This window comes from Kitasatospora sp. NPDC008050, assembly GCF_042957465.1.
Taxonomy (GTDB): Bacteria; Actinomycetota; Actinomycetes; order Streptomycetales; family Streptomycetaceae; genus Kitasatospora.
In genome coordinates this window covers 416284-438771 of record NZ_JBIBIJ010000004.1, presented here as the reverse complement: position 1 = coordinate 438771, position 22488 = coordinate 416284, and the positions used below count along the sequence as shown (strand labels likewise).

At 74.6% G+C, this 22488-nt stretch carries 12 protein-coding genes; 2 read left to right on the top strand and 10 right to left on the bottom strand.

What is annotated here, in order from left to right; translation table 11 throughout:
* Positions 1 to 1365: tetratricopeptide repeat protein (locus tag ACFZB9_RS10970; RefSeq protein ID WP_391445775.1), on the top strand; the 1365-nt coding region annotated here is incomplete at its 5' end.
* Here ACFZB9_RS10970 and ACFZB9_RS10965 read toward each other — a convergent pair.
* The 4 genes from ACFZB9_RS10965 to ACFZB9_RS10950 all read right to left on the bottom strand — a co-directional run bounded on the left by ACFZB9_RS10965 (position 1362) and on the right by ACFZB9_RS10950 (position 4657).
* Positions 1362 to 2015, bottom strand: coding sequence for a TMEM175 family protein (locus ACFZB9_RS10965; protein ID WP_391445774.1), 654 nt, complete (start codon positions 2013 to 2015; stop codon positions 1362 to 1364). The two genes, ACFZB9_RS10970 and ACFZB9_RS10965, sit on opposite strands and share 4 nt — an antisense overlap.
* Positions 2016 to 2212: 197 nt before the next feature.
* The gene (locus ACFZB9_RS10960; RefSeq protein ID WP_391445772.1) at positions 2213 to 2644 is read right to left on the bottom strand and encodes a hypothetical protein; all 432 of its coding nucleotides are present in this window, start codon (positions 2642 to 2644) and stop codon (positions 2213 to 2215) included.
* Between the two features lie 111 nt (positions 2645 to 2755).
* Positions 2756 to 3586: a heavy metal-binding domain-containing protein gene (locus ACFZB9_RS10955; RefSeq protein WP_391445770.1), complete on the bottom strand. Its 831-nt coding sequence runs from the start codon at positions 3584 to 3586 to the stop codon at positions 2756 to 2758.
* 111 nt (positions 3587 to 3697) lie between these two features.
* Complete coding sequence (locus ACFZB9_RS10950) at positions 3698 to 4657, bottom strand: heavy metal-binding domain-containing protein (protein WP_391445768.1); 960 nt, start codon at positions 4655 to 4657, stop codon at positions 3698 to 3700.
* 356 nt (positions 4658 to 5013) lie between these two features.
* Between ACFZB9_RS10950 and ACFZB9_RS10945 the strand changes: the two genes are divergently transcribed.
* Positions 5014 to 5826 (top strand): amidase domain-containing protein, encoded by an 813-nt coding sequence (locus ACFZB9_RS10945; RefSeq protein ID WP_391445766.1) that lies wholly within the window; start codon positions 5014 to 5016, stop codon positions 5824 to 5826.
* Positions 5827 to 6024: 198 nt separating this feature from the next.
* Here the strand turns inward: ACFZB9_RS10945 and ACFZB9_RS10940 are convergent, their stop codons facing one another.
* The 6 genes from ACFZB9_RS10940 to ACFZB9_RS10915 all read right to left on the bottom strand — a co-directional run bounded on the left by ACFZB9_RS10940 (position 6025) and on the right by ACFZB9_RS10915 (position 21993).
* The gene (locus tag ACFZB9_RS10940; RefSeq protein WP_391445765.1) at positions 6025 to 7155 is read right to left on the bottom strand and encodes a class I SAM-dependent methyltransferase; all 1131 of its coding nucleotides are present in this window, start codon (positions 7153 to 7155) and stop codon (positions 6025 to 6027) included.
* Positions 7152 to 8513, bottom strand: a complete 1362-nt coding sequence (locus ACFZB9_RS10935) for a glycosyltransferase (RefSeq protein ID WP_391445763.1) — start codon at positions 8511 to 8513, stop codon at positions 7152 to 7154. The genes ACFZB9_RS10940 and ACFZB9_RS10935 overlap by 4 nt, the downstream gene beginning before the upstream one ends.
* On the bottom strand, positions 8510 to 9526 hold the full coding sequence (locus tag ACFZB9_RS10930; protein WP_391445761.1) for an alpha/beta fold hydrolase: 1017 nt from the start codon (positions 9524 to 9526) through the stop codon (positions 8510 to 8512). Before ACFZB9_RS10930 ends, ACFZB9_RS10935 begins: the two co-directional genes overlap by 4 nt.
* Position 9527: 1 nt before the next feature.
* On the bottom strand, positions 9528 to 9782 hold the full coding sequence (locus ACFZB9_RS10925) for a phosphopantetheine-binding protein (RefSeq protein WP_391445929.1): 255 nt from the start codon (positions 9780 to 9782) through the stop codon (positions 9528 to 9530).
* Positions 9783 to 9856: 74 nt separating this feature from the next.
* On the bottom strand, positions 9857 to 14719 hold the full coding sequence (locus ACFZB9_RS10920) for a beta-ketoacyl synthase N-terminal-like domain-containing protein (protein WP_391445928.1): 4863 nt from the start codon (positions 14717 to 14719) through the stop codon (positions 9857 to 9859).
* 53 nt (positions 14720 to 14772) lie between these two features.
* On the bottom strand, positions 14773 to 21993 hold the full coding sequence (locus ACFZB9_RS10915; RefSeq protein WP_391445759.1) for an SDR family NAD(P)-dependent oxidoreductase: 7221 nt from the start codon (positions 21991 to 21993) through the stop codon (positions 14773 to 14775).
* Positions 21994 to 22488: the final 495 nt, after the last annotated feature.

The following is a 22488-nucleotide window of genomic DNA, read 5'->3' as shown; positions in this document are numbered from 1 at the left end:
GGGGACGTGGCCGGCGCCGCCACCGCCTTCGAACAACTGCTCACCGACCGCCTGCGGATCCTCGGACCGGACCACCCGGACACCCTCAACACCCGCCACAACCTCGCCTGGTGGCGCGGGCAGCTGGGGGATCCGACTACGGCCGCCACCGCCTTCGAGGAACTGCTGACCGACCGTCTGCGGAACCAGGGCCCCGACCACCCCGACACCCTCACCACCCGGGACAACCTCGCCCGCTGGCGAGGGCAGGCCGGGGACGTGGCCGGCGCCGCCACCGCCTTCGAACAACTGCTCACCGACCGCCTGCGGATCCTCGGACCGGACCACCCGGACACCCTCAACACCCGGCACAACCTCGCCTGGTGGCGGGTGCAGGCGGGAGATGTGGCCGGTGCCGCCACCGCCGCCAGGGAACTGCTGACCGACCGGCTGCGGATCCAGGGCCCCGACCACCCCGACACCCTCAACACCCGCCACAACCTCGCCCAGTGGCGCGGCCAGCTGGGGGATCCGAGCGGTGCCGCCACCGCCTTCGAACAGCTCCTGCCCGACCGCCTGCGGATCCAGGGACCGGACCACCCCGAGACCCTCAACACCCGCCACAACCTGGCCTTCTGGCGAGGGCAGGCCGGAAACGTCACCGGCGCCACCGCCGTTGCCGAGCAGTTGCTCGCCGACCGGCTGCGGGTGCTCGGGCCCGACCACCCCGGCACCCTCACCACCCGGAACAACCTCGCCTTCTGGCAAGGGGAAGCGGGAGACGCAGCCGGCGCCGCGGCCGCGTTCGAACAGCTGCTGGCCGACCACCTGCGCCTCCAGGGCCCGGACCACCCGGCCACCCTCATCGCCCAGAACAACCTCGCCACCTGGCGGAGCCGGGCGGGGGATGCCGCCGGTGCCGCCACCGCCGCCGAGGAACTGCTCGCCGAGCTGACCCGGATCCAGGGCGCGGACCACCCGGACACCCTCACCATCCGCAACAACCTCGCGTCCTGGCGGGGGGAGGCGGGCGATGTGGTCGGCGCCGTGGCTGCCTTCGAGCTGCTGCTCACGGACCGGCTGCGGGTACTCGGAGCCGACCACCCCGACACCCTCGCCACCCGGAACAACCTCGCCTTCTGGCAAGGGGAGGCAGGGGATGCGGCCGGCGCCGCGGCTGCCTTCGAGCAGCTGCTCGCGGACCGGCTGCGCCTCCAGGGCCCGGACCACCCCGACACCCGCAGCACCCGGGACACCCTCGCCTTCTGGCAGGGAAAGGCCGAGCGCGGGAACGGGGATCAGGGCGGGAACGGGGATCAGGGCGGGGACGGGGGCGAGGACGGGGGCGAGGACGAGGGCGAGGGCGGGGACCAGGGCGGGGACTAGAGGCCGGCGTCGGTGGGCTCGGGGAGGGTCGGAACCGGCGTCTGGTTGAACGCGTAGTAGACCGCCAGCAGGCCGTGGACACCGAGCGCCAGCGGTGCCGAGACGAACGCGAGGAGCACGGTCAGCGGGTAGATCACCAGCCCCAGGCTGAAGCGGGCGCGGGTGGCACGAGCCGCCCGCCGGTCGACGCGGTCGTCGAAGCAGTCACCGGTGCGGGTGACGTGGAACCAGAACAGGACGAAGGCGACGGCGTGCGCGGCCATCGTGGCCCCGTAGACGGCGACCGCCAGATGCGCCGACGGCGCGGTGCGCAGGTTCTCCGCGACCAGCGCGGTGGGGAACGGCAGAGCGGCAACCACGAGCAGCAGCAGCAAGTTGAGGAAGACCAGGGTGCGGTCGACCCGCGCGATGTAGCTGAACACGGTGTGATGGTTCACCCACATCACACCGATCACCAGGAAGCTGACCACGTAGGCGCAGTACGAGGGCCACTCGCTGCCGAGCGCGTGCCACAACTCGTGGCCGGTGCGCGCCTTCGGCACGTCGATCTCCAGGACCAGCAGGGTGATCGCGATGGCGAACACGCCGTCACTGAACGCCTCGACCCGCCCCGAGTCGGTCGTGCCCGCAACCACCTGCCCGCTCGCCACCCGCCGAGGGTCTCAGGTCCCGTTCCCCGGGCCCGCGGCCACACGCGGAACACCGCGCGGGCCGTCCCACGTTCGGGCGATCACCGGTGGACGGCCGGGCCGGGGACCGCAGCCCGGCCCCGGCTTCCTGCCCCGGCCCCGGACCCGGGCAGGAAGCCCTGTCCGGGCCGGGGACGCGGCCGGGGACGCGGTACCGCTCAGTCGCCGAGGATCAGCTTTTCCAGCGCCGCACGGGCCCTGGCGTCCGAGCGGGCACGGGCGGTGACGGCGGCCGCCAGCTCGCGGGCCCACTCGTCCAGCGGGACCGGGCGCCGGGACAGCACCACACCGCGGACCACCCGGCACACCTCGCCCGCCGGCCGGCCCTGGGCCACGCTGAGGATCAGCCGCTGGTCCTCCATCGAGACCTCGACCCGCTCGATCCGGCCGGGCCGCCCCGCCACCCGGTCGCCCATGCTGCGCTTGCGCTCGACCACCACCGCGTCGGCCGGCAGCGCGTCGGCGAGCGCGCCGGTGAGCACCTGGGTGTACACCTCCAGGTCGGCCGCGTCCCGGCGCAGGGCGGCGGCGAGCAGGTCGATCGAACCCTCGCCCTCCGAGGCCGGTTCGATCTCGCCGTGGTCGGTCATGTCGCTCCTCGATGCGATCACGTGATGGTTGATTGGCGACGGACGGGCCGCCAGGCAGGATCCAGGGCCCGTCCGGCAGGATCCGCCGGGCAGGCCCTTGCAGCCTACGGGTCAGCCGTCCAGGCTCAGGACCATGGTGGGCCGCTCGATCTCGTGGTCGGGCCGCAGCGGCCGTACCGCCGTGCCGATCGCGAAGAACTCGGTGGTGTGCCCGCCCCAACGGTGGTTGTGGGCGTTCAGCTGAACGCCGACGATGCCCTCGGCCTGCAGCTCCTCCGCTTCCGCCTGCATGCGGGCCATCGCCAGCTCGCGCGCGTCGTAGAGCGCCTGGGTGTACTGCTCGATCTCCACGTTCTTGCCCATGTTGGAGAAGACCGAGCCGAGCTTCTGGTGCGCGATGTGGTAGACGCAGGTGCCCATGGTCATGCCGAGCGGCGCGTAGCCGGCCCGGATCAGCGTCCAGAAGTCCTGGCCCGACAGGTCGGAGGTGAACGGCTGGCCCTTGTTGTTGCGCCAGCTGGTGCCGCCGGGCGCCGGGTTGTCGGCCTTGACGGCGGTGCCGATCGCGATGAACTCGGCCACGTCGGTGCCGAACTCGCGGGCCTCCACGGTCAGCCGGACCCCGACGATGCCGTCCGCGCCCAGCTGGGCGGCCTCGGCCTCCATCCGGGTCATCGCCAGCTCACGCGCGTGGTACATCGCCTGACTGAGCGTCTCCAGCTCCTGGTTCTTGCCCCAGCGCCCGAGCTGGATCCCGACGTGGTAGATCGAGCTGCCCAGGACCAGGCCGATCGGCTGGAACCCGGCCTCCCGGACCAGCAGGAACTCGTTGACCGAGAGGTCGCTGGTGAAGATGGAGCCGGGCTTGCCGGGCTCCAACTCGGCCAGCCGTCGCATCGCGTCGGCGGGCACACCCTGCGCGGTGGGGTCGAAGGTGCTCATGTGGGTCGTTCTCCACTTCGTGTGAGCTGTGAGCTGGGTGCTGGGTGATGGGTGCTGGGTGCTGGGTGATGGGTGCTGAGTGGTGGCTGCTGGGTGGTGCCGTGCAGGGCGTCAGCCGCGGGTGCCCGGACGCCCGGCCCGGGCGAGGCGCCTGCGCAGCCGGTCGCCGCCGCCGTTCAGCGGCATGACCGTGAGCGTGCGCGGCTCGGCCGGCTTGGCGGCGAAGCGGGCGATCGCGGTGCCGATGAGGGTGCTCTCCGCGATGTGGTCCGTCTGCTCGCTGTTCTGGGAGCTGCCCAGGCAGCGCTCCTCCCAGACCCGGAGGTCGCTGTCGGCCAGGATCACGCCGTCGCCGCCCTGCGTCGCGCCCTGGCGGTGCAGCTGCGCGCGGGCGTCGGCCCGGACCAGGTGGACCAGGGCGGTCCAGCCCTCCATCTCCTGGTTGTTCCAGGAGTAGCGCTGCTGTCCGGTGCGGAAGTCGTCGTGGCGCACCCCGATCGACATCCCGACCAGCAGCTCCACCGGCACCCAGCCGGCGGTGATCAGCTTGGCGAAGCCCTGCCCGTCCAGGTGCGAGGTGAACGGGCGGCGCGGCCGCACCGATCCGGTGGCCCGCACCGCGGTGCCGATCACCTTGAACTCCAGGCAGTCCGGCGCCGCCGGGAACGGCGCCATGGTGAGCTGCGCCGCCACCACTCCGTCGCCGCCCAGGGCCGCGCACTCCGCGGTCATCCGGCCCAGCGCGGCGCCCCGCGCCGAGTCCATCACCTGCACCAGCGCGGCGGAGGGCCCGCCGTTGCCGGACAGGATGACGCCCGCCGGACCGTACACGCTCCGCGCCCAGCCCCGGCCGACGTAGCCGCAGGCGTGGTAGCCCCAGTACTGGCCGCTGCGGCCGACGTGATAGACCGCCGATCCCATCACCTGGCCGACCGGCTCGAACCCGACCGACTTGATCGCGGCGAACTCGCCGGTCGACAGTGCCGACGACCACGTCCCGCTGGCCCGTCCCTCGGCGACCCGCGCCGCGGCGGTGGGCGGCAGTCCCGACCCGCTCCACGACTCCGTCATGCGTTCACACCCGTTCTGTCCAGCCGGTCCGGCCGTTCCGGTCGGAGGCCCCCGGCGAGGTCCGACAAGGCACCTTATGCGGAACATCGGACCGGGCCACAGAGAGGTCACGCGTGCCGTTGGCGGACGGGTGAGCGGGCGGCTGCGCGGACGGGTGGCCGCACGGGGCGGGCGGCGGTTCCCACCTGATCCCGCTCTTCGTCAACGGGGGGATCGGGCCTGGTGGTTCAGCCCTGCGGGCGACTGGACAAAACGGCGGATCAGATGATCATCTACACCTCGATCACACATTCGGATCACTTCTTCGGCCGTGCTGACCCCCAGGTCACTCGGCATGTTTTAACGGGAGCTTGACAGTGCAGCATGCAATCCGTCGACGTATCGCCGGCGCGGCCCTGATCATGGGCCTGGTCGGCGCCGGGGCCCCCGCCCTCGCCGCCCCCGCCTTCGCCGACACGCCCACCACGGGCACCACCGCCACTGCCCCCGCTGACCTGCCCTCGTTCAGCGACCTGCTGCGCGGCGTCACGGTCGATTACGCCGAGGCCCACTGGAACTGGACGGCCTGGAACGACAGCACCCCGGTCGCCTTCGGCGCCGACCAGGACAACTACCAGTGCGCGGAGTTCGTCGCCCGCTCCCTCGCGGCGGCCGGCCTGGTCCCGGGCCTGGGCCCGGACGACCCGCAGGACTCCTACTTCCACTACACCGCGCCCAACGGCAAGACCTACGACCTGCTGCTGATCACCGACCTGCCGCAGTACCACAACCTGTACGACTACCTGATGGACAGCGGCCTGGGCACCGACGTCGGCGACCACCCCGAGCAGGCCCGCCCCGGCGACGTCGTGGTCACCTACGCCGGCCCGAACGGTGCCAAGACCCACACCGGCCTGGTCGCGACCGCCGCCGACGGCACGACGGAAGCCACCGTGGACGCGCACAACCGTGCCCGCAACCACTACGGCTACCACTTCTACGCGCCGTCCCACCTGATCCGGATCGAGCCGCTCGGCCTGCTGACCGGCTTCGGCGCCAACACCGACCTGGGCGCCGCCGCGGCCGCGCCGAAGTCGCTCATGGTGACCCCGAAGGCCGCGCCCAAGGCCGCGCCGAAGTCCTCGGCGCCGCTGCTCACCCGCCACGACCCGGCGGGCCCGCAGGTCTGATCGGACCTCTGAGGTGAACCGGCCCCTGGGGTGAACCGGCCCGGGGCCGGACCGGTAGCTGGGAGCTGACCCGGCTGCTGGGGCCGGACCGGTAGCTGGGCAGCTGACCCGGCTGCCGGGGCCGGACCGGTCCGGCGCGCCCGCTCCGTTTCGACGGGGCGGGCGCGCCGGACGTGCTGCCTCGCCGGGGCTTCTGCGTCAGTCCCGGCGGGCGAGCAGGCGGTAGGCGTTGGACAGGCCGGCCCGGCCCGCGAAACGGGCGATCAGCCGGTCCAGCACCGTCGCCCCCAGCAACACGGGCGCACCCGCGACGAAGAGCGCCCCGCGCAGCGCCCGCCGCAGCCGTCCCGGCGGCCCACCCGGCGCCCAGGGCAGGTCCTCGCGTGGCGCGAGGGCGTCCAGCAGCAACCAGCAGGCGGCCAGCAGGTCGACCGGATCGTGCGGCTCGGCGTGCTGCTCCAGCACCACGCTGAAGCCCAACTCGCCGAGCCTGCCGCGCAGATTGGCCGCCGGCATCAGGTGCAGGTGCTGCGGTTGCAGCCAGGGCAGCCACCAGCGCCCCAGCAGCCGGGCGAAGCGCGAGAGCGGATCGGGGACCTCAATCAGCAGCAGTCCGCCGGGGCGCAGCGCCTGCCGGGCGGCGGTCAGTTCCCGGTTCGGCTCGGTGCTGTGCTCCAGGTAGTGGAACATGCTCACCACGTCGTACTGCCCCGCCAGTTGAGGGGACAGCTCGGGGAACGAGCCGCGCAGGCCGCGCGCCAGTCGGCCGTGGCGTTCGGCCAGCTCCGCGCCCTCGCTGAGGTCCAGACCGTCGAACGAGGTCTGGGGGAACACCTCGCGGGCGCTCTCGCAGAAGTGGCCGTGCCCGGTGCCCACGTCCAGCCAACGGCCCGGCGCCTCGGCGAACGGGGCCACCGAGCGCGCGCGGCCACGGTAGACCGCGCTGCGGGTCCCGAAGACGCCGCCGAGCCGCTGCTCCCCCAGGCCGTCGTAGAAGTCGCGGTAGTAGAACTCCAGCCCCGGGCCGGTCAGTCGGGGGTTCTGGAAGACGTGCGCGCACTCCTGGCACTCGTCCAGGGTGAACGTTCCCGGCTTGTGCTGGAGCAGGTCGGTGGTGTGCAGCCGCTGCCGCAGGCGCCCTGAGCCGCACCACGGGCAGTCGGTGCGGCGTGGTTCGAAGAACCGGTCGGTGCCGTCGGCCAGGTCGGCCCGGTAGGCGGGCCGCAGCGCGGCGACCCGCCTGGCGTGCACGGACCCGCGGGTGGCCGCCTCCCGGTCGTCCGCGCCGGCTGTCTCCCGGTCGTCCGCGCCGGCTTCGGTCGTGGTCATCGGTCGCTCCGATCCGTCAGTTCTTCCCCGGTCGGTTCTTCCCCGGTCGGTTCTTCCCCGGTCGGTTCTTCCCCTGTCGGCTCTTTCCCGGTCAGCTCTTCGAGGTGGCTTGCCGCCCGGGCCGCGCCGCCGGCCGTCCGGAAGGAGACGCCGATCCGTCGGGCCCCGGCCTGGTGGGTGGGGTCGTCCAGGAGGGCATCCAGCGCCTGGCCGAGGTGGTCCGCACTGGTCCGGCCGAACCGCACCCGGAGGCCGGCACCGGCGGCCACCACCTGGGCGGCCACCACCGGCTGGTCGTCCCGGATCGGGGCGACGACCAGCGGCACGCCGTGCCACAGCGCCTCGCAGACCGTGTTGTGGCCGGCGTGGCAGACCACCGCGCTGGCCCGTTCGAGCAGCCGCAGCTGAGGAACGCTCGGCAGCACCAGGACATCCGGGTCGGGGTACAGGTACGGGCCGGGGGCCGGGGCCGGGCCCAGGGCGGGGTACGGGGCCGGGTCCGGGCCGGGGACACCCAGCACGCCGCCGGGGTCGACGACCACCGCCTGCACCCGCTCCGCACGGGCCCGCGCCGCCTCCTGACAGACCGTCAGAAACGCCCCGCCCGCGTCGCCGTTGGCCGTGCCGAGGGTGACCAGCACCAGGGCGCGCGCCGGGTCCAGCCACTCCCACGGGAAGGGCGGTTCGGCCGGGCGGTTCGCCAGGGCCGGGCCGACGAAGCGGATCGGCCCGGTCGGTTCGGCCACCTGCCCGGCCAGCTCAGGGGTGGTGAAGGCGAGGATCAGGTGCGGCGAGAAGCGCGGGTCGGCACTGCCCGCCGGATCGCCGATGCTCTTGCGGAGTTCGGCCAGCAGACCGGCGACCCAGCTCTCCACCAGCGGCATGGCGTCGAGCGCGCCGGTGAACTCCGCCGAGGTGGTCGCCGAGGTGGCCCACGGCAGGCCCAGCTGCTCGGCGACCAGCGCCCCGGCCACCGCCTGCTGGTCCACCACCAGGACGTCCGGGCGGAAGCGCTCCACCGCCGCCCGCACGCCGGGGGCCATCGCCTCGGCGAGCGGGATCAGGAACTCGGCCCAGAGGAACTTCAGCGCCGCCGGCCCGCGCAGCTCGGGTGGGCGCCGTACCGTCTCGCCCGGGCCCGGGGTCGGGGTCGGGCCCGGGGTCGGGGTCGGGGTCGCGCTGGGGAGGGCGCAGGGGAAGACCTCCGCGTCCGGGCCCGCCAAGCGGCCGATCAGCTCCGGTACGCCCGCCCAGGCGACCACGTGCCCGCGCGCGACCAGCTCGGCGGCCACGCCGACGGCCGGGTTCACATGGCCGACCAGCGGGGGCACCACGAACAGGAACCGGGACCCGGTCACCGCAGGCTCCGCTCGGCGCGGGCCGGCAGTACCTCGCCGACCAGCACGGTCCCGCGCAGCTTGTCGCCGTGCAGCGCTGCCACGCGCGAGCCGTCGCTGTGCGGGCGGTCGCTGTGCGGGCCGTCGCTGTACGGGCCTACCACGTGCAGGCCTGCACCGTGCAGGGCGTCACCAGGCACTCCACCACGGCAGGCGCCGCTGGCGGGCGCACCCGGTCCGCGCAGCTCGGCGCCCTGCTCGTGCAGCCAGTCGAGGGCGAGTTCGCGCACCACGTCCGGCGCCTCGACCAGGACGGAGTGCTCCTGCCCGGGAACAAAGACGCTGCGGCAGTCGGCCAGCAGCCCGTCCAGCTGCGCCGCCTGGGCGGCGAGGTCCGACTCGGTGCCGTAGACCGCCAGCACGGGGCAGCGGATCGCGCGCAGCTGCGCCTCGGTGGGCAACCGGCTGGCCGGGATGTCCCGGGCCAACGAGGTGGCCGCCAGCAGCTGACCGGCCGAGCGCGCCAGCCTCGCGGTGTGCGCGCCGCGCTGCCGGGCGACCCAGGCCAGCGTCTCCTCCGCCCCCAGGTGGTGCTCGGCCTGCCGCAGGATGCCGTCCAGCTTGACGGCCCAGGCCGGGGAGGCCGGCTCGGACTCGATGACCAGGATGCCGGCGACCTGCTCCGGCCGTCTGGCGGCGAAGCCGAAGGCCACCGTGCCGCCGAAGGAGTTCCCGAGCAGCTGGACCGGGGCGGCCGGCTCCAGCCGGTCGAGCAGCAGCTCCAGGTCGTCGACGAAGTGCTCCAGACGGTAGTCGGTCGGCGGCCGTGTGCTGCGGCCGTGGCCGCGCTGGTCGTACATCACCACCTCCACCCCGGCGGCGGCGAGCGCGGGAGCCAGGGTGAAGTAGTAGCTGGCGAGGCTGTCGGTGAGCAGCCCGTGCAGCAGCACGGCGGTCGCCACCGGCGGGCGGCCGTCCTGCGGCCCGAGCCGCTGCACGTGGCAGCGCAGCCCGTCGAGTTCGAGGAAGGCCATGTCAGCTCCGCTCAGCGGATCGCAGCCGCTCCACCACGTGGCGGACCAGCCGGCCGACCGTCAGGCCGATGATCTCGTCCAGCTCCATGCCCGCGAGGAACTCGGCGAAGTTGATCCGGTCGCCCCAGCGCTCCTGGAGCTGCCCGGCCAGGGTGACCAGGTCGATGCTCTCCAGTTCGAGGTCCTCGGTGAACCGGGACTCCATGGTGACCTCGGCGTCCTCCAGGCCGAACTCCGCCAGCACGGTGGCCAGCATGGCGGTGATCTCGGTGAGGACCTCCTGCTCGGTGGCGGTGGGCGGGTGCAGGTTCGCGGTCGGCTCGCTGATGGTCACTTCGCCGTCGTCCTCTCGGTGTTCTCGTCGGTGGTCGTGTCTGCGTACGCGCTGGTGGTCGCGTCGGTGATCGCGTTGGTGGTCGCGTCGGTGTTCATGTCGGTGCGCTCGTCGGTGGTCTCGTCCGCCGTGGTCCAGGCCACGACGTAGTCGCGCTCGGGGAGGTCGGGCGGACTGCTCAGCCGGGTGCAGCGCACCTGGTGGGTCCGGGGTGGGTCCGCGGCTCCCGGCCCACCGACCACGACGGTCAGCAAGGACGGTTCGGCGGCCACCACCATGAAGTCGCGGGGCCGCCCCCGCAGGCCGGTGCCCTCGCTCTTGGCCGCTGCCTCCTTCGCCGCCCAGAACCGGGTGAACCAGAGCGCCTCGGAGCCGCCGTAGGTCTTCTGACTGTCCGTCAGAAGCTTGCGTTCAAGGGGACCGAGTGCGACTGAAAGCGTCTCGGCCGGGCGGTCGGCGACCTCCTCCAGGTCGATGCCGGCCCTGGCTCCACCGCCCGGGCGGGCCGGCCGGACCAGGGCCACCGCCGCCTCGGACCGGTGGGCGAGCGACACGTCCAGCTCCGGGAGCGCCCGGCCGTGCAGGCCGAACACCCTTGGCTGCCCGGATGGTTCGTTGCGGACCCCGATCTCGGCCGGGAAGACCTCGCCCTCGCCCTGCGTCCAGAGCCAGCGCCGCACCGCGTCCTTCAGTGCGATCCGTCCCAGCAGCCAGGCCCGGCGGGCGCGCGGCGACTGCTGCTCGTACTGCGCCCGCTCGGCGGCACCCAGGTGGTTGCGCATGATCAGGTCGCGGGAGGCGAGATCGGGCCAGCGCTCGTGCAGCAGGACCCAACCGCCTTCCTGCGGCGCCGAGATGGTGTGGCGCTCGACGAAACGCTCGACGGGCCGGGTGTCGGGATGGCTGTCGAAGCGGCGATCCTGCCAGCCGTGCGCCTCCGCCCGGACCACGCCGTCGACGAGCAGTTGCGCATCGGCTTCGAGGGTGGTGTCGGTCAGCGCGGTGATCCGGATGTGGCAGTGGAGTTCGGTACCGGGCGGTACCGGCGGACCGTAGAAGCGCAGCTGCCGGATGCCGACCGGGAAGACCACGCTGCGCTCGGTGCGGCTGGCCATGATCCAGTAGCCGAGCAGCTGTCCGACGTTGTCCAGCAGCGCACCGGGCGCGGCCGGGGCGGTGATCACGCCACGGACGTGCGCCGCACCGAGCGCGGTCAGCTCGGTCAGCCCCTGGAACGCCGGCCCGTGGAACATCCACCGCTCGTCGTAGAGGCCGGCTGCCGTCAGCTCCGGCACCCGCTCGGCCGACGCATCCACCGGCCAAGCGGCGGGCGGGGTTTGGTGACGCTCCGCCAGCTCCACCACGCCGCGCGCGAATCCACCGAAATCGGCGGCCAGCCGACCGGGCTCCGCCTCCTGGAGGGCGATCTCGACGTCCAGCGGCGTCGCGGCCGGCACCCACTGCCCGAACCGCAGCTCGCCGACCCCGCAGGCCACTTGGCCGGGCCGCGCCCGTTCGGCGGCATCCATCAGGTGCTGCACGATGGTGGTGGCCGGCACGACCGGCCAGCGGTCCACCGGGTCGGGCCAGTCGGGGCGCTGGCGGAAGAAGCAGTGGTCGAGCAGGTAGGGCATGGTGTCCAGCGAGATGTGGAGTCTGCTGCCGGGCAGCGCCGGGCGGGTCGTGGCGCGGGCTTGGGGGTGGGGTTGGGCTTGGGGGTGGGGTTGGGCTTGGGGTTGGGGGTGGGGATGGGGGTGGGCTTGGGGTTGGGGGCGTCGGCGGGGGTGCGGGGGTGGTGCGGTGCGCATGGCCGACTGCCGGGCCGTGCCGATCAGTTCGGCCGCGGTCCGCTCGGTGTCGCGCAGCAGGGCGTCCAGTTCGGCAGCGAGCGGGAAGCGGTCGGCGAGCGAGGCGAGGCTCGACGCAGCCGGCGCCTGGGGTGAGTTGGGCGTCGGCGGTGTGTCGGGGCGCAGGGGTGTGCCCGGTGCGGGCGGGTTGGGCGGGGCGGCGCCGACGGCCGTGGCCAGGTCCGCGCGGAGCGCGCCGAGCGCGGCCGGGTCCAGCGAGACGAGCGCGCCGCCGAGGTCCAACGGCACGGCCGGGTGCGGACGTTGCCGCCGCGACCGACCGGCAGCGGCGGGCAGCAGGGCAGCAGGGTCCGGTTCGGCACCGTCCACCCAGAGCGCGGCGGCCACTCGGCGCAGCTGCGCCAGCCCGTCACGGTGCGGGGAGTTGGCCGCGATCGCCAGGTGCTCCCGCTCCCCCAGTGTGTCGCCCACCAGCGAGGCCAGTTGCCCGGTCCCGACCTGCACGAACGCCCGGAATCCGGCCGCATACATGGCCTCCACCAGCGGCCGGAACCGTACCGGCTCCAGCAGGTGCCGGATGAACAGCGCGCGCACCGCCGCCTCGTCCTGCGGGAACGGCGAGGCCGTCGTCCCGGACCAGAGCGGCACGGTCGGCCGGTGCAGTTCGAAGCGCTCGGCCGCCTGCCGGATCGGTCCCAGGTAGGGGGCCAGCATCGGGGTGTGGAAGCCCGATTGGAACGGCAGCAGCTGGCCGAGCACGCCCCGGGCGCGGAACCACTGGACGAGCTCGGTGACCGGCTGCCGCGGACCGCAGACGATCGACTGCTGCGGCGCGTTGTCGTGGGAGAGGACGACCTCGGACATCCCCTCGACCGTCGCCAGCGCGTCGAGCACCCGGTCGGCGGCCGCGCCGAGCGCGGCGAAGGCCAGCCCCGGGACACGCAGCGAGTCCGGGTCGAAGGACTCCAGGAAGGCGTCGATCGAGGCGCCGGTGTACACACCACTGGCGATCATGGCGGTCCACTCACCGACGCTGTGCCCGGCCATGGCGTCCGGGCGCACCCCCATGCGGCGCAGCGCCGTGTCGAGCAGCCGCCCGACGGCGACCACGCCGACGCCGTGCCGTCCGATGTCGCCGACCCGGGCTGCCGGGGCGCCCTCCCGCGCGTCAGCGACGTCAGCGGCATCCGCGGCGTCCGCGGCGTCCACGCCATCCACGGCAGGCAGCGGGCGTGGCAGGCCGAGGTGGTCGGCGATGTCGTCCACCCGCGGGGCGAACTCGCTCTCCAGCCCCGGGAAGAGGAAGGCGATCCGGCCGCCGGTGGAGTCGCTCGGCTCCGCACCCAGCAGCGGACTCGGCGCGAACCACACGTCGCCGCGCCCGCGCCAGGCCCGGCCGCGGACCACCGCCCGGCGCGCCAGTGCCAGCCGCTTCGCCGTCGGGTCGGCGATCGCCACCCGGCAGCGCGGCGCGACCGGGCCGGGCGCCGTCGCCGCGGCGGCCAGCAACTCGGAGTCGTCGGCCGTCAGCAGCTCGGCCAGTTGCTCGGGCCCGTCGGCGGCCAGCCGGAGCACCCGCTCGGGCTCGGTAACAGTGACACTGGCGGTGCCACGACGCGCCGGTGCCCGCGAGCCGGGCGCCTGTTCCAGCACCACATGGGCGTTGATGCCGCCGAAGCCGAAGGCGTTCACGCCCGCCCGGCGCGGCGGCCCGCCGGGGGCGGTCTCCCAGGGCTGGGCGACGTCGATGGTGCGGAACCGGGTGGCGGCCAGCGCCGGATGCGGATCCTCGCAGTGCAGCGTGGGCAGCAGCACGCCGTGGTGCACCGCCAGCGCCGCCTTGACCAGACCGGCAACACCCGCGGCGGGCATGGTGTGGCCGATCATGGATTTCACCGAGCCCAGCACCGGGGCCGCCTCCGCAGCCGCCGTCGCTCCGGTCGGTGCTCCGGTCGGTGCTCCGGTCGGTGGTCCGAACACCTCGGCCAGGGTGGCGAGTTCGGCGGCGTCTCCGGCGGGGGTCGCCGTGCCGTGGGCCTCCAGCAGACCGATCGCGCCGGGCGCCGCCGGGTCCAGCCCGGCCGCCCGCCAGGCCGCCCGCACCGCCCGGCTCTGGCCGCCCGGGTCGGGGCTGGCCAGGCCCGCCGTGCGGCCGTCGCCGGCCACCCCGGTGCCGCGGATCACCGCGTACACCCGGTCGCCGTCGCGCTCCGCGTCGGCGAGCCGCTTGAGCACCACCACGCCGGTGCCCTCGCCCACCAGCAGGCCGTCCGCGCCACGGTGGAACGGACGGATCCGCTGGCTCGGCGAGAGTGCCCGCAGCTGTGCGAACACGCTCCACAGCGTGACGTCGTGGCAGTGGTGCACCCCGCCCGCGAGCACCATGTCGCAGCGCCCGCCGGTCAGTTCGCCGACCGCCTGGTCGACGGCGACCAGCGAGGAGGCGCAGGCGGCGTCCACCGTGTACGCCGGCCCGCGCAGGTCCAGCCGGTTGGCCAGCCGGGAGGCGGCCAGGTTGGGCACCAGGCCGATCGCCGACTCCGGGTGATCCGGGCCCAGTTGCTCCGTGAACGCGGCCTTGACCGTCGCGAGCTGATGGTCCGTCAGATCCGGTAGCAACTCGCTCAGGGTGCGCACCAGCTGCTGGGCACCGCGCACCCGCTGGTCCAGCCGGACCAGCCCCGGCGTCAGGTAGCCGCCCCGCCCGAGCACCACGCCCACCCGGTCGCGGTCCGGCAGCCGGTCCGGGCCGCCCGCGTCGGCGATGGCCGCGGCCGCCACCTGGAGCGCGATCAGCTGATCGGGCTCGGTGCCCGGCACCGAGTTCGGCATCAGGCCGAACCGGGTCGGCTGCACCTCCGCCAGGCCGTCCACGAAGCCGCCACGCCGACAGTAGAGCCGGTCCGGGTCGGCCGGCCCGGCGGCGGCCGCCGGGTCGTAGAAGTCCGCGTCCCAGCGCCCCGCCGGGACGTCCGTGATCGCGTCGACGCCGCTGCGCAGGTTCCGCCAGTAGGCCGCCAGGTCCGGGGCCCCGGGCAGCAGCACCGACATCCCCACGATCGCCACGGGCTCGCGTGCGTGCGCTCGTTCCGCCACCGGCGCGGTCACCAGCCCGAGGCGGTGTAGACGACGGAGCGCACCGACGGCTCGCCCCAGGCGAGTTCACGCAGCAGCGCGAGCGTACCGGCGGTCGGGTCGATGAGCCGAACCCCGCGCCGTGCGTAGTCCCGGGCCAACTCGGCGGAGACCATGCCGCCGTGGGCGCCGGACGGAGCCCACGGTCCCCAGTGCACCGTCAGTGCCCGGCGGCCGGTGCGCGCCGCCCAGCGGGCGCCGAGCTCCTCCAGCGCGTCGTTGGCGGCCGCGTAGTCGGCCTGGCCCCGGTTGCCCAGCGCGGCGGCGATGCTGCCGAACAGGACGGTGAAGCGTGGGCCGGTCGGGGTGTGGGGGCCGGTCGGGGTGTGGCGGCCGGTCGTGGCGCTCGGGCTGGTCGGGGTGTGCGGCGGCAGGGCGGTCGGGGTGTGCGGCGACAGCTCGGCCAGGGCGTCGAGCAGCGCCCGGGCTCCATCGGCCTTGGTGGCGAAGACCCGCCGGAAGGACTCCGGGTCCTTCTGGGCCAGCACCTTGTCCTCGATCACGCCCGCCGCGTAGACGACGCCGTCCAGCCGGCCGTACTCGGCGTACACCTCCTTGACCGCCTGCCGCAGTGCCGCCGGATCGGCCGCGTCCACCGTCCGGTAGCGGGCCGGCGAGCCGAGCGCCGCCAGTTCGTCGAGCGTCGCCGTCACCTCGCGCCCGGCCAGCAGCCGGGCGGCCGTCGCGTCGACCTCGGGCAGCGGCACGCCCTGCCGGGCGAGCACCGCACGCAGCGCGGACCGGTCGGGCGCGGCGGCCGTCAGCGGGTCCTCGGGGCCCTCCGGCTGCGGGGTCCGGCCGAGCAGCTCCAGCCGGCACCGGCCGGCCGCGGCGAGGGCGGCCGCGAACCGCGCGGTGATCCCGCGGGCCCCGCCGACCAGCAGCACCACGGCGTCCCGGTCGAGCCCGAGCGCCGCCGCCTCGGCGACCCCGTCACCGGCCGGCCCCGCCCCTGTGCTGCCCAGCAGCCCGAGGCCGCGCTCGGCCAGCGCCAGGCCGTGCCGCCCGGCCGGGCCGCGCAGCACCACGGGCTCGCGGTCGGCGGCCAGCAGCTCGCCGAGCAGGGCGTCGGCGGCGTCCGTCAGGTGTGGCGGGCGCGTGGTGTCCGTCGAGTGCGGTGGGTGCGTCGAGTGCGGCGGGTCCAGCTCGATCAGGCGGACGGCGGTGTCCGGGTACTCGCGGGCCAGGGTGCGGAACAGGCCGCGCAGACCGTCCGCCCGGCCGATCGCCGTGGTCGCGTCGTCGTTGGAGGTACCCGTTGCGGTGCGGGCGGCGAGCAGCCATCGCGGCGAGCGTGCCAGGGCGGCCTGCAGGGCCGGGACGCAGCCCGGCAGGACGGGTGCGCCGTGCTCGGCGAGCGGGTCCAGCAGCAGCACGCCGTCCACCGGGCCGTCGCTGGGCGACAGTTCGTGCGTCGCGTCCAGGGCCAGCGCCTGCGCACCCGCTGCGGCGAGCCGCGCGGTCAGCGCCTCGGCGAGGCCGTGGCCGTCGGTCCCGAGCAGGGCGAAGCGCTTGCCCGCCAGGGTTTCGGCGGCGGCTGTGGCGGTGGCTTCGGCGAGCGGCACGGGCGCGAACTCCAGGCGCGCGGGCTCGCTTCCCGTGACGGGCTCCTCCGGTTCGAGGGGTGGCGCCGGCTCGGGCACGGGGTTCGGCGCGAACTCGGGCTGCTGCATGAGCTCGGGCGCCTGCGCGGGCACGGTCTCCATCTCGGGCTCGGTCGCCTGCGTGGGCTCGGTCTCCATCTCGGGCTCGGTCGCCTGCGCGGGCCCGCCGAGCCGGTCGGTGAGCCAGGCGGTGATGGCGGCGGCGGTGCGGGCCCGGGAGAGCTCCTCCACCTGCTCGTCGGCGAGACCGCCGAGCTGGTCCGCACTGCCGAGGCGGCGGGCGAGTTGGCCGATGATCTCGGTGCGCTTGATCGAGTCGATGCTGAGGTCGGCTTCGAGGTCCAGCTCGGGTTCGATCATGTCGGCGGGGTAGCCGGTGCGCTCGCTGATCACCTCCACCACTGCGCGCAACAGCTCCTCCTCGCCCAACTCTCGTTCGTTCTCCTGGACTTCAGCGACCACCGGCTGCACGGCGAGCGGTGCGACCGAAGTGAGCGGTGTGAGCGATGCGAGCGGCGCGGGCTCCGGGACCGGCAGCACGGCAGGCACCGCTGCGGGCGCCACCGGCGCGGGTAGCGTGGGCGGCGCACCCGTGCCACCGAGGTACGTCATCAGCACGTCCCGTTGCGCCGCGATCAACTCCCGGCTGCTGCGCAGGAACTCCGCGACCAGCGCGTCGCCGTTCGGGTCTGGTCTGTGCGTCGTCATCAGCGCCTCCGGTACGGGTCGGGCCGGTGCGAGCGCACCGGGCAGCAGTTCTCCGGCAGCGGTGCGCACCAGCTGCCCGTCCACCGTCCAGCCGGGCCTGCGCGGTGCCCGCGCCCGGCCCGCGTCCACCGCGTCACGCCCGCGCAGCAGCCGGTCGGTGCGCACCGGGACGCCCACGACGGCCAGTTCGGCCAGCGCGTCGAGGAACCCGGGCAGGCCGCGGCGCCGCCCCTCGACCGATACCGCCCGGTGCGGCCGGTCGCCCAGCACCGCCGACACCAGCCGGCTCAGCACCGACCCCGGGCCGACCTCGACGAACACCCGGGCGCCGGCCGCGTACATGGCCTCGATCTGCTCCGCGAAACGCACCGGCGCGCCGATCTGCGCGGCCAGTTCGGCCCGGACCCCGGCCGGGTCGGCGGGGTAGCCGGCGGCCGTCCGGTTCGCGAAGACCGGGAACTCCGGTGCCCGCACCGTACGCGCGGCCAGCGCCCGCGCGAAGCGCTCGCCCGCGCCCGCCAGCAGCGGGCTGTGGAAAGCGCAGGCGACGGGCAGCCTGGTCACGCCGTGACCGGCCTCGCGAAGCAGCCGGCTTGCGGTGGTCACCTCGGGCGTCGGGCCCGAAATGACCGTCTGTTTGGGTCCGTTGTGGTTCGCCGCGACCACCTGCCCGGCCAACCCCGCAGCTGTCAGCGCCTCTTCGACCGCCGCGACCCCGGCGGTCACCGCCGCCATTGACCCGGCGTCCGCGCCCTCGCCAACTGCCTCCAGGATGGCCCGCGCCCGCTCGGCCCCGAGGCCCGGCAGGTCCTCGGCCGCCAGCGCCCCCGCCGCGCACAGCGCCACCAGCTCGCCGTAGCTGTGCCCGCCGGCCAGCTGCGGCCGCACGCCCGCCAGCGCCAGCAGCTCGTACGCCACCAGGCCCGCCATCCCCAGCGCGGGCTGCGCCACCCGGGTGTCGGTCACCGCGTCGCGCTGCGCCTCCCGCGCCTCGGGGGTGAAGGCGAGCGGCGGGTAGAGCGCGTCCGCGTACGCCCCGCCGAGCCGCAGGTGCCGCTGCGCGCTCGGGAAGGCGGCGAACAGCTCCGCGAACATCCCCGGCCGCTGGCTGCCCTGCCCGGGGAAGAGGAAGGCGACCGCGCCCGGGTCGCTGCCCTCCGGGGCCGCACTTCGCTCCGCCAGGTGGAGCCCGTCCGCCGCGCTGTGCCCGCTGCCCGCCGAAGCGCGCTCGCTGTCCGCCGAGCCGCGCTCGCCACTCACCGCCCGCCGCAGCAGCGCGGTGAGTTCGGCTAGGTCCGAGGCCACCATCGCGACCTGCACCGGCCCGTGACCCGCCTCGGCGCGCCGCGAGGCCGCCAGTGCCAGGTCCCGCAGCCGCCAGGGCGAGCCGTCCGCCTCCACCAGCCGCAGCAGTTCCGCCACGCCGCGCAGCGCCCGCTCCCGGTCCGCGCCGCGGAAGGTGAACAGCTCGGCGGGCCACTCCTGCAGGCCGTGCACGGGCATCGGCCCGTCGTAACCCCGCAGTACCGCGTGGAAGTTGGTACCGCCGAAACCGAACGCGCTGACCCCGGCCACCCGTTCGGCAGGCGCCGCCGCCCACGGCCGGGCCTCGGCGTGGAAGGCGAACGGGCTGCTGTCCTTCTGCCAGGCCGGGTTCGGCTTCTCCAGGTGCAGGGTGGGTGGCTTGATCCCGGTGTGCAGCGCCAGCGACACCTTGATCAGGCCCGCCAGTCCCGCCGCGCACTTGGTGTGCCCGATCTGCGACTTCACCGACCCCAGCGCACAACTCCCGGGCGCCGCCCCGTCCTGGGTGAACACCTCCCCGAGGACGGCGAGTTCCGTCCGGTCGCCGACCACCGTCCCGGTCCCGTGCGCCTCCACCAGGCCGACCTGCGCCGGCTCGACCCCCGCGCCGCGATACGCGCGCTCCAGCGCCAGCCGCTGACCCTCGGGCCGGGGCGCGGTCAGACCCAGCGAGCGGCCGTCACTCGCGCTGCCGATGCCCTGGACCACCGCGTACACCCGGTCGCCGTCCCGTTCCGCGTCCGCCAGGCGCTTGAGCACCAGGCAGCCGACCCCCTCGCCGAGTGCGATGCCGTCCGCCGAGGCGTCGAACGGCCGGGACCGGCCGGTCGGCGAGAGCGCGTGCACCGAGGCGAAGAGCAAGAAGTCGTTGATGCCGTTGTGCAGGTCGGCGCCGCCGCAGAGCGCCAAGTCCGCCGTGCCGGCGACCAGTTCCTTGCAGGCCACGTCCAGGGCCGCCAGCGAGGAGGCGCAGGCCGCGTCCACCGTGAAGTTGGCGCCGCCCAGGTCCAGCCGGTTGGCGATCCGCCCCGCGATGACGTTGGAGAGCATGCCGGGGAAGGAGTCCTCGGTGAGCCCTGGCAGTTGCTCGGCGATCGCCGGCGGCACCTCACCCAGGTAGGCCGGCAGCACCGCGCCCAGGACGCCCGCGTTCGACAGGTCGCTGCCCGCCTCGGCGCCGAACACCACGCTGGTGCGCGAACGGTCGAAGGACCGGCCGCTCCTGCCATGGCCCCTGCCCTGGCTCCTGCCCTGGCTCTTGCCCTGGCTCCTGCCTTGACGCTCACCGACGGCGTCGTACCCCGCGTCCACCAGCGCGCGCCGCGCCGCCTCCAGCGCCAGCAGCTGCACCGGCTCGATGCTGCCCAGCGCGGCGGGCGGGATGCCGTAGCTCAGCGGGTCGAACGGGATCGGCGGCAGGAAGCCACCCCACTTGGACGGTGTGCGGCCCGGCTCGCCGTCCGCCGAGTAGTAGAGCGCCGGGTCCCAGCGCTCGACCGGCACCTCGGTCACCGCATCGACGCCGGCCACGATGTTGGCCCAGAAGGCGGGCAGGTCGGGCGCCTGCGGGAACATGCCGGCCATGCCGATGACGGCGATGTCGAGCGGCTTCGGGGGTTCTTCCTGCAGCTCCTGATTGTGCGTCAGTTCCGTCGCCCGGCCCGTCAGGAAGTCGGCCGCGCCGGTCGTGACCGCGGCGTGCAGCGCGGCCAGCGTCGTGGTAGCCGAGCGGAGCACGGCGACCTGCCCCGCCATGAACATCCCGCGCGCCAACTGCCCCTGCTCGTCCACCGCGACCAGCTCGCCCGCCATCCGGTCGACGCCCTTGCTGGCGATGCGCAGGCGGCCGACGTTCAGCCGCTCCAGGTGCTCCCAGGCCTCCCGGTCCGGCACGCCCTCGGCCCGCAGTCGCTCCCTGGCTTGCCCGAACTCCGCCGTGAACGGGCTCGGCAGGCAGCGCGTGGCGTGCCCCGGTGCCGTCTGCAGCAACTCCGTCGCCCGCGCGGCCAGCACCTGGCGTTGGAACTGCGCCCGCACCGCGCCGTGCGCCACCGCCTCCTCGGTGCACAGGTACGCCGTCCCCATCAGCACGCCCGCAGCCACGCCCCGCGCCGCCAGCGGTGCGACCATCGCCGCCACCATGGCTGCCGACCGCTCGTCGTGCACGCCGCCCGCGAACAGCAGCTCCAGCTGCGGGGCGTGCTCGCCCTGGTCGCGTTGGTCGCCACGGTCGGCCTGGTCCAGGAAGTCCTCCAGTACCGCCAGTTGGGCCTCCCAGAGCGGGAAACTGCACCGGGGGCCGACATGCCCGCCGCACTCCGACCCCTCGAAGACGAACCTGCGCGCCCCGTCGTCCAGGAACTGCTTCAGCAGCCCCGGCGAGGGCACATGCAGGAAGGTCCGGATACCCGCCTTCTCCAACACGCGTGCCTGCGCGGGCCGTCCGCCGGCGATCACCGCATGGGTCGGCCGCGCCGCCAGCACCTCGGCCAGCTGGGCCCCCCTGACCTCCTCCGACGCGAACCCCAACACACCCACGCCCCACGGGCGTCCGCCGATGGCCGCCGCCGTCTGCCCCAGCAGCTCCCTGCTCTGCTCCGCACCGGCCAGCGCCAGTGCCACGAACGGCAGCGCGCCCGCCTCGGCGACCGCCGCCGCGAAGCCCGGCTGGTCGCTGACCCTGGTCATCGGCCCCTGTGCGACCGGAAGTTCGGTGCCGAGCGCCACACTCAGCGGTGCCCCTGGGCGCAGCAGCGGCGTGCCGGCCGCCGTGCCCACCGCCTCCAGTACGGCCTCCTTGACGGCCCGCACCGCCCGCCCGGCCGTCCCCCACCGTTCGGCGAATGCCGTGGCCAGAAAACCATCCTGACCGACCTTCAGCTCCAAGCCTCTGCTCAACACCCGCTGCCCGTCGACGACCACCGTCTCGGAGCCGTCCATGCCGCGCACCGCCGCCGCGTCCTCCGGCGACACCGCCGACTCGTCCAGCAGCGCGAGTTGGCTGTCCAGCACCACCCCGGCCGCCCCGCCGGCCACCGCCGCCACCGCCGTCCGCAGCCCGATCCCGCCGCAGGCCCAGACCGGCACGTCCACCTCGGGCGCCGCGAGCAGCAGCTGCAGCAGCACGAAGGTGCTCAACTCACCGACCCGGCCGCCGCTCTCGCTCCCGCGCGCGATCAGCCCCCGGGCCCCGGCCCGCACCGCGGCCACCGCCTGCTCCAGTTCGGTCACCTCGACCAGCAACCGGAACTCGCCCGCGACCGCCGTCATCTCCCACCCGGGCACCTCCCCGGCCAGCACCACGGTCTCCGGTCTCGCGCCGTCGGTCGCACCCAACTCCGCCGGCTGGAGCCCACATCCGGGCGCCACCCGGACCCCGAACCCACCGCCCATCCGCTCCCTGAGCGCGGCCAGCGCCTCCCGTGCCCGGCGGTCCCCCGCCCCGAGGTCCAGCACCCCGAGCCCGCCCGCCCGGCACACGGCCTCGGCGAGCCCCGCATCCGGTTGGCAGAAGGGGGTGACCCCGATGACGAGGTCGGTCGGCAGTCCAGTGCGCGGGGGCGCGGGCCTCATGGGCTCTCCGGGGATGTGAGTCTTGCGGCGCGGTGCAGGCACGTGCGGGCGACTCTCACCGGTGCAGCACGTCACGAAGCCCCCCGACTCACAGGTCAGGGCACCCTCGCGCGATTCCGCTGTCCGGTTGTAGATTGACGCTACCGGCGGGTAGTGCCAGCCAGGTTAAGCCCACATTGCGCGTTCATGTCAATACGCTGGGCACATGCCCGGTCTGCCGGTGCACGAACGGTCGGGCGCGTCAACCACGGGACGGCGTTGCCGACTTGTGCAGCCAGTGCCACACTGCCGGGATGGCTCCCCACGCTGCACCGCCCCTCGCCCCTCGGCCGGCCCGCTCCATGAGAATCCACGCCGCGGCACCGATCGCGGCACCACGAGCCGACCAGGACCCCTTGGCGCCTGCCCCGGCAAGCCCCGCCTGGACCGCACCCTGACACTGGCCGCCTACGGCCCGCCGTCCATCACCTTCACCCCCTGAGGAGCCGCACCACC

Excerpts from the sequence above, each read along its gene's own strand:
- ACFZB9_RS10930 (WP_391445761.1), bottom strand. The coding sequence starts at position 9,526 with ATGGCCTTCCTCGAACTCGACGGGCTGCGCTGCCACGTGCAGCGGCTC.
- ACFZB9_RS10960 (WP_391445772.1), bottom strand. The coding sequence starts at position 2,644 with ATGACCGACCACGGCGAGATCGAACCGGCCTCGGAGGGCGAGGGTTCG.
- ACFZB9_RS10955 (WP_391445770.1), bottom strand. The coding sequence starts at position 3,586 with ATGAGCACCTTCGACCCCACCGCGCAGGGTGTGCCCGCCGACGCGATG.
- ACFZB9_RS10940 (WP_391445765.1), bottom strand. The coding sequence starts at position 7,155 with ATGACCACGACCGAAGCCGGCGCGGACGACCGGGAGACAGCCGGCGCG.
- ACFZB9_RS10915 (WP_391445759.1), bottom strand. The coding sequence starts at position 21,993 with ATGAGGCCCGCGCCCCCGCGCACTGGACTGCCGACCGACCTCGTCATC.
- ACFZB9_RS10920 (WP_391445928.1), bottom strand. The coding sequence starts at position 14,719 with ATGTCGGTGCTGCTGCCCGGGGCCCCGGACCTGGCGGCCTACTGGCGG.
- ACFZB9_RS10925 (WP_391445929.1), bottom strand. The coding sequence starts at position 9,782 with ATGCTGGCCACCGTGCTGGCGGAGTTCGGCCTGGAGGACGCCGAGGTC.
- ACFZB9_RS10950 (WP_391445768.1), bottom strand. The coding sequence starts at position 4,657 with ATGACGGAGTCGTGGAGCGGGTCGGGACTGCCGCCCACCGCCGCGGCG.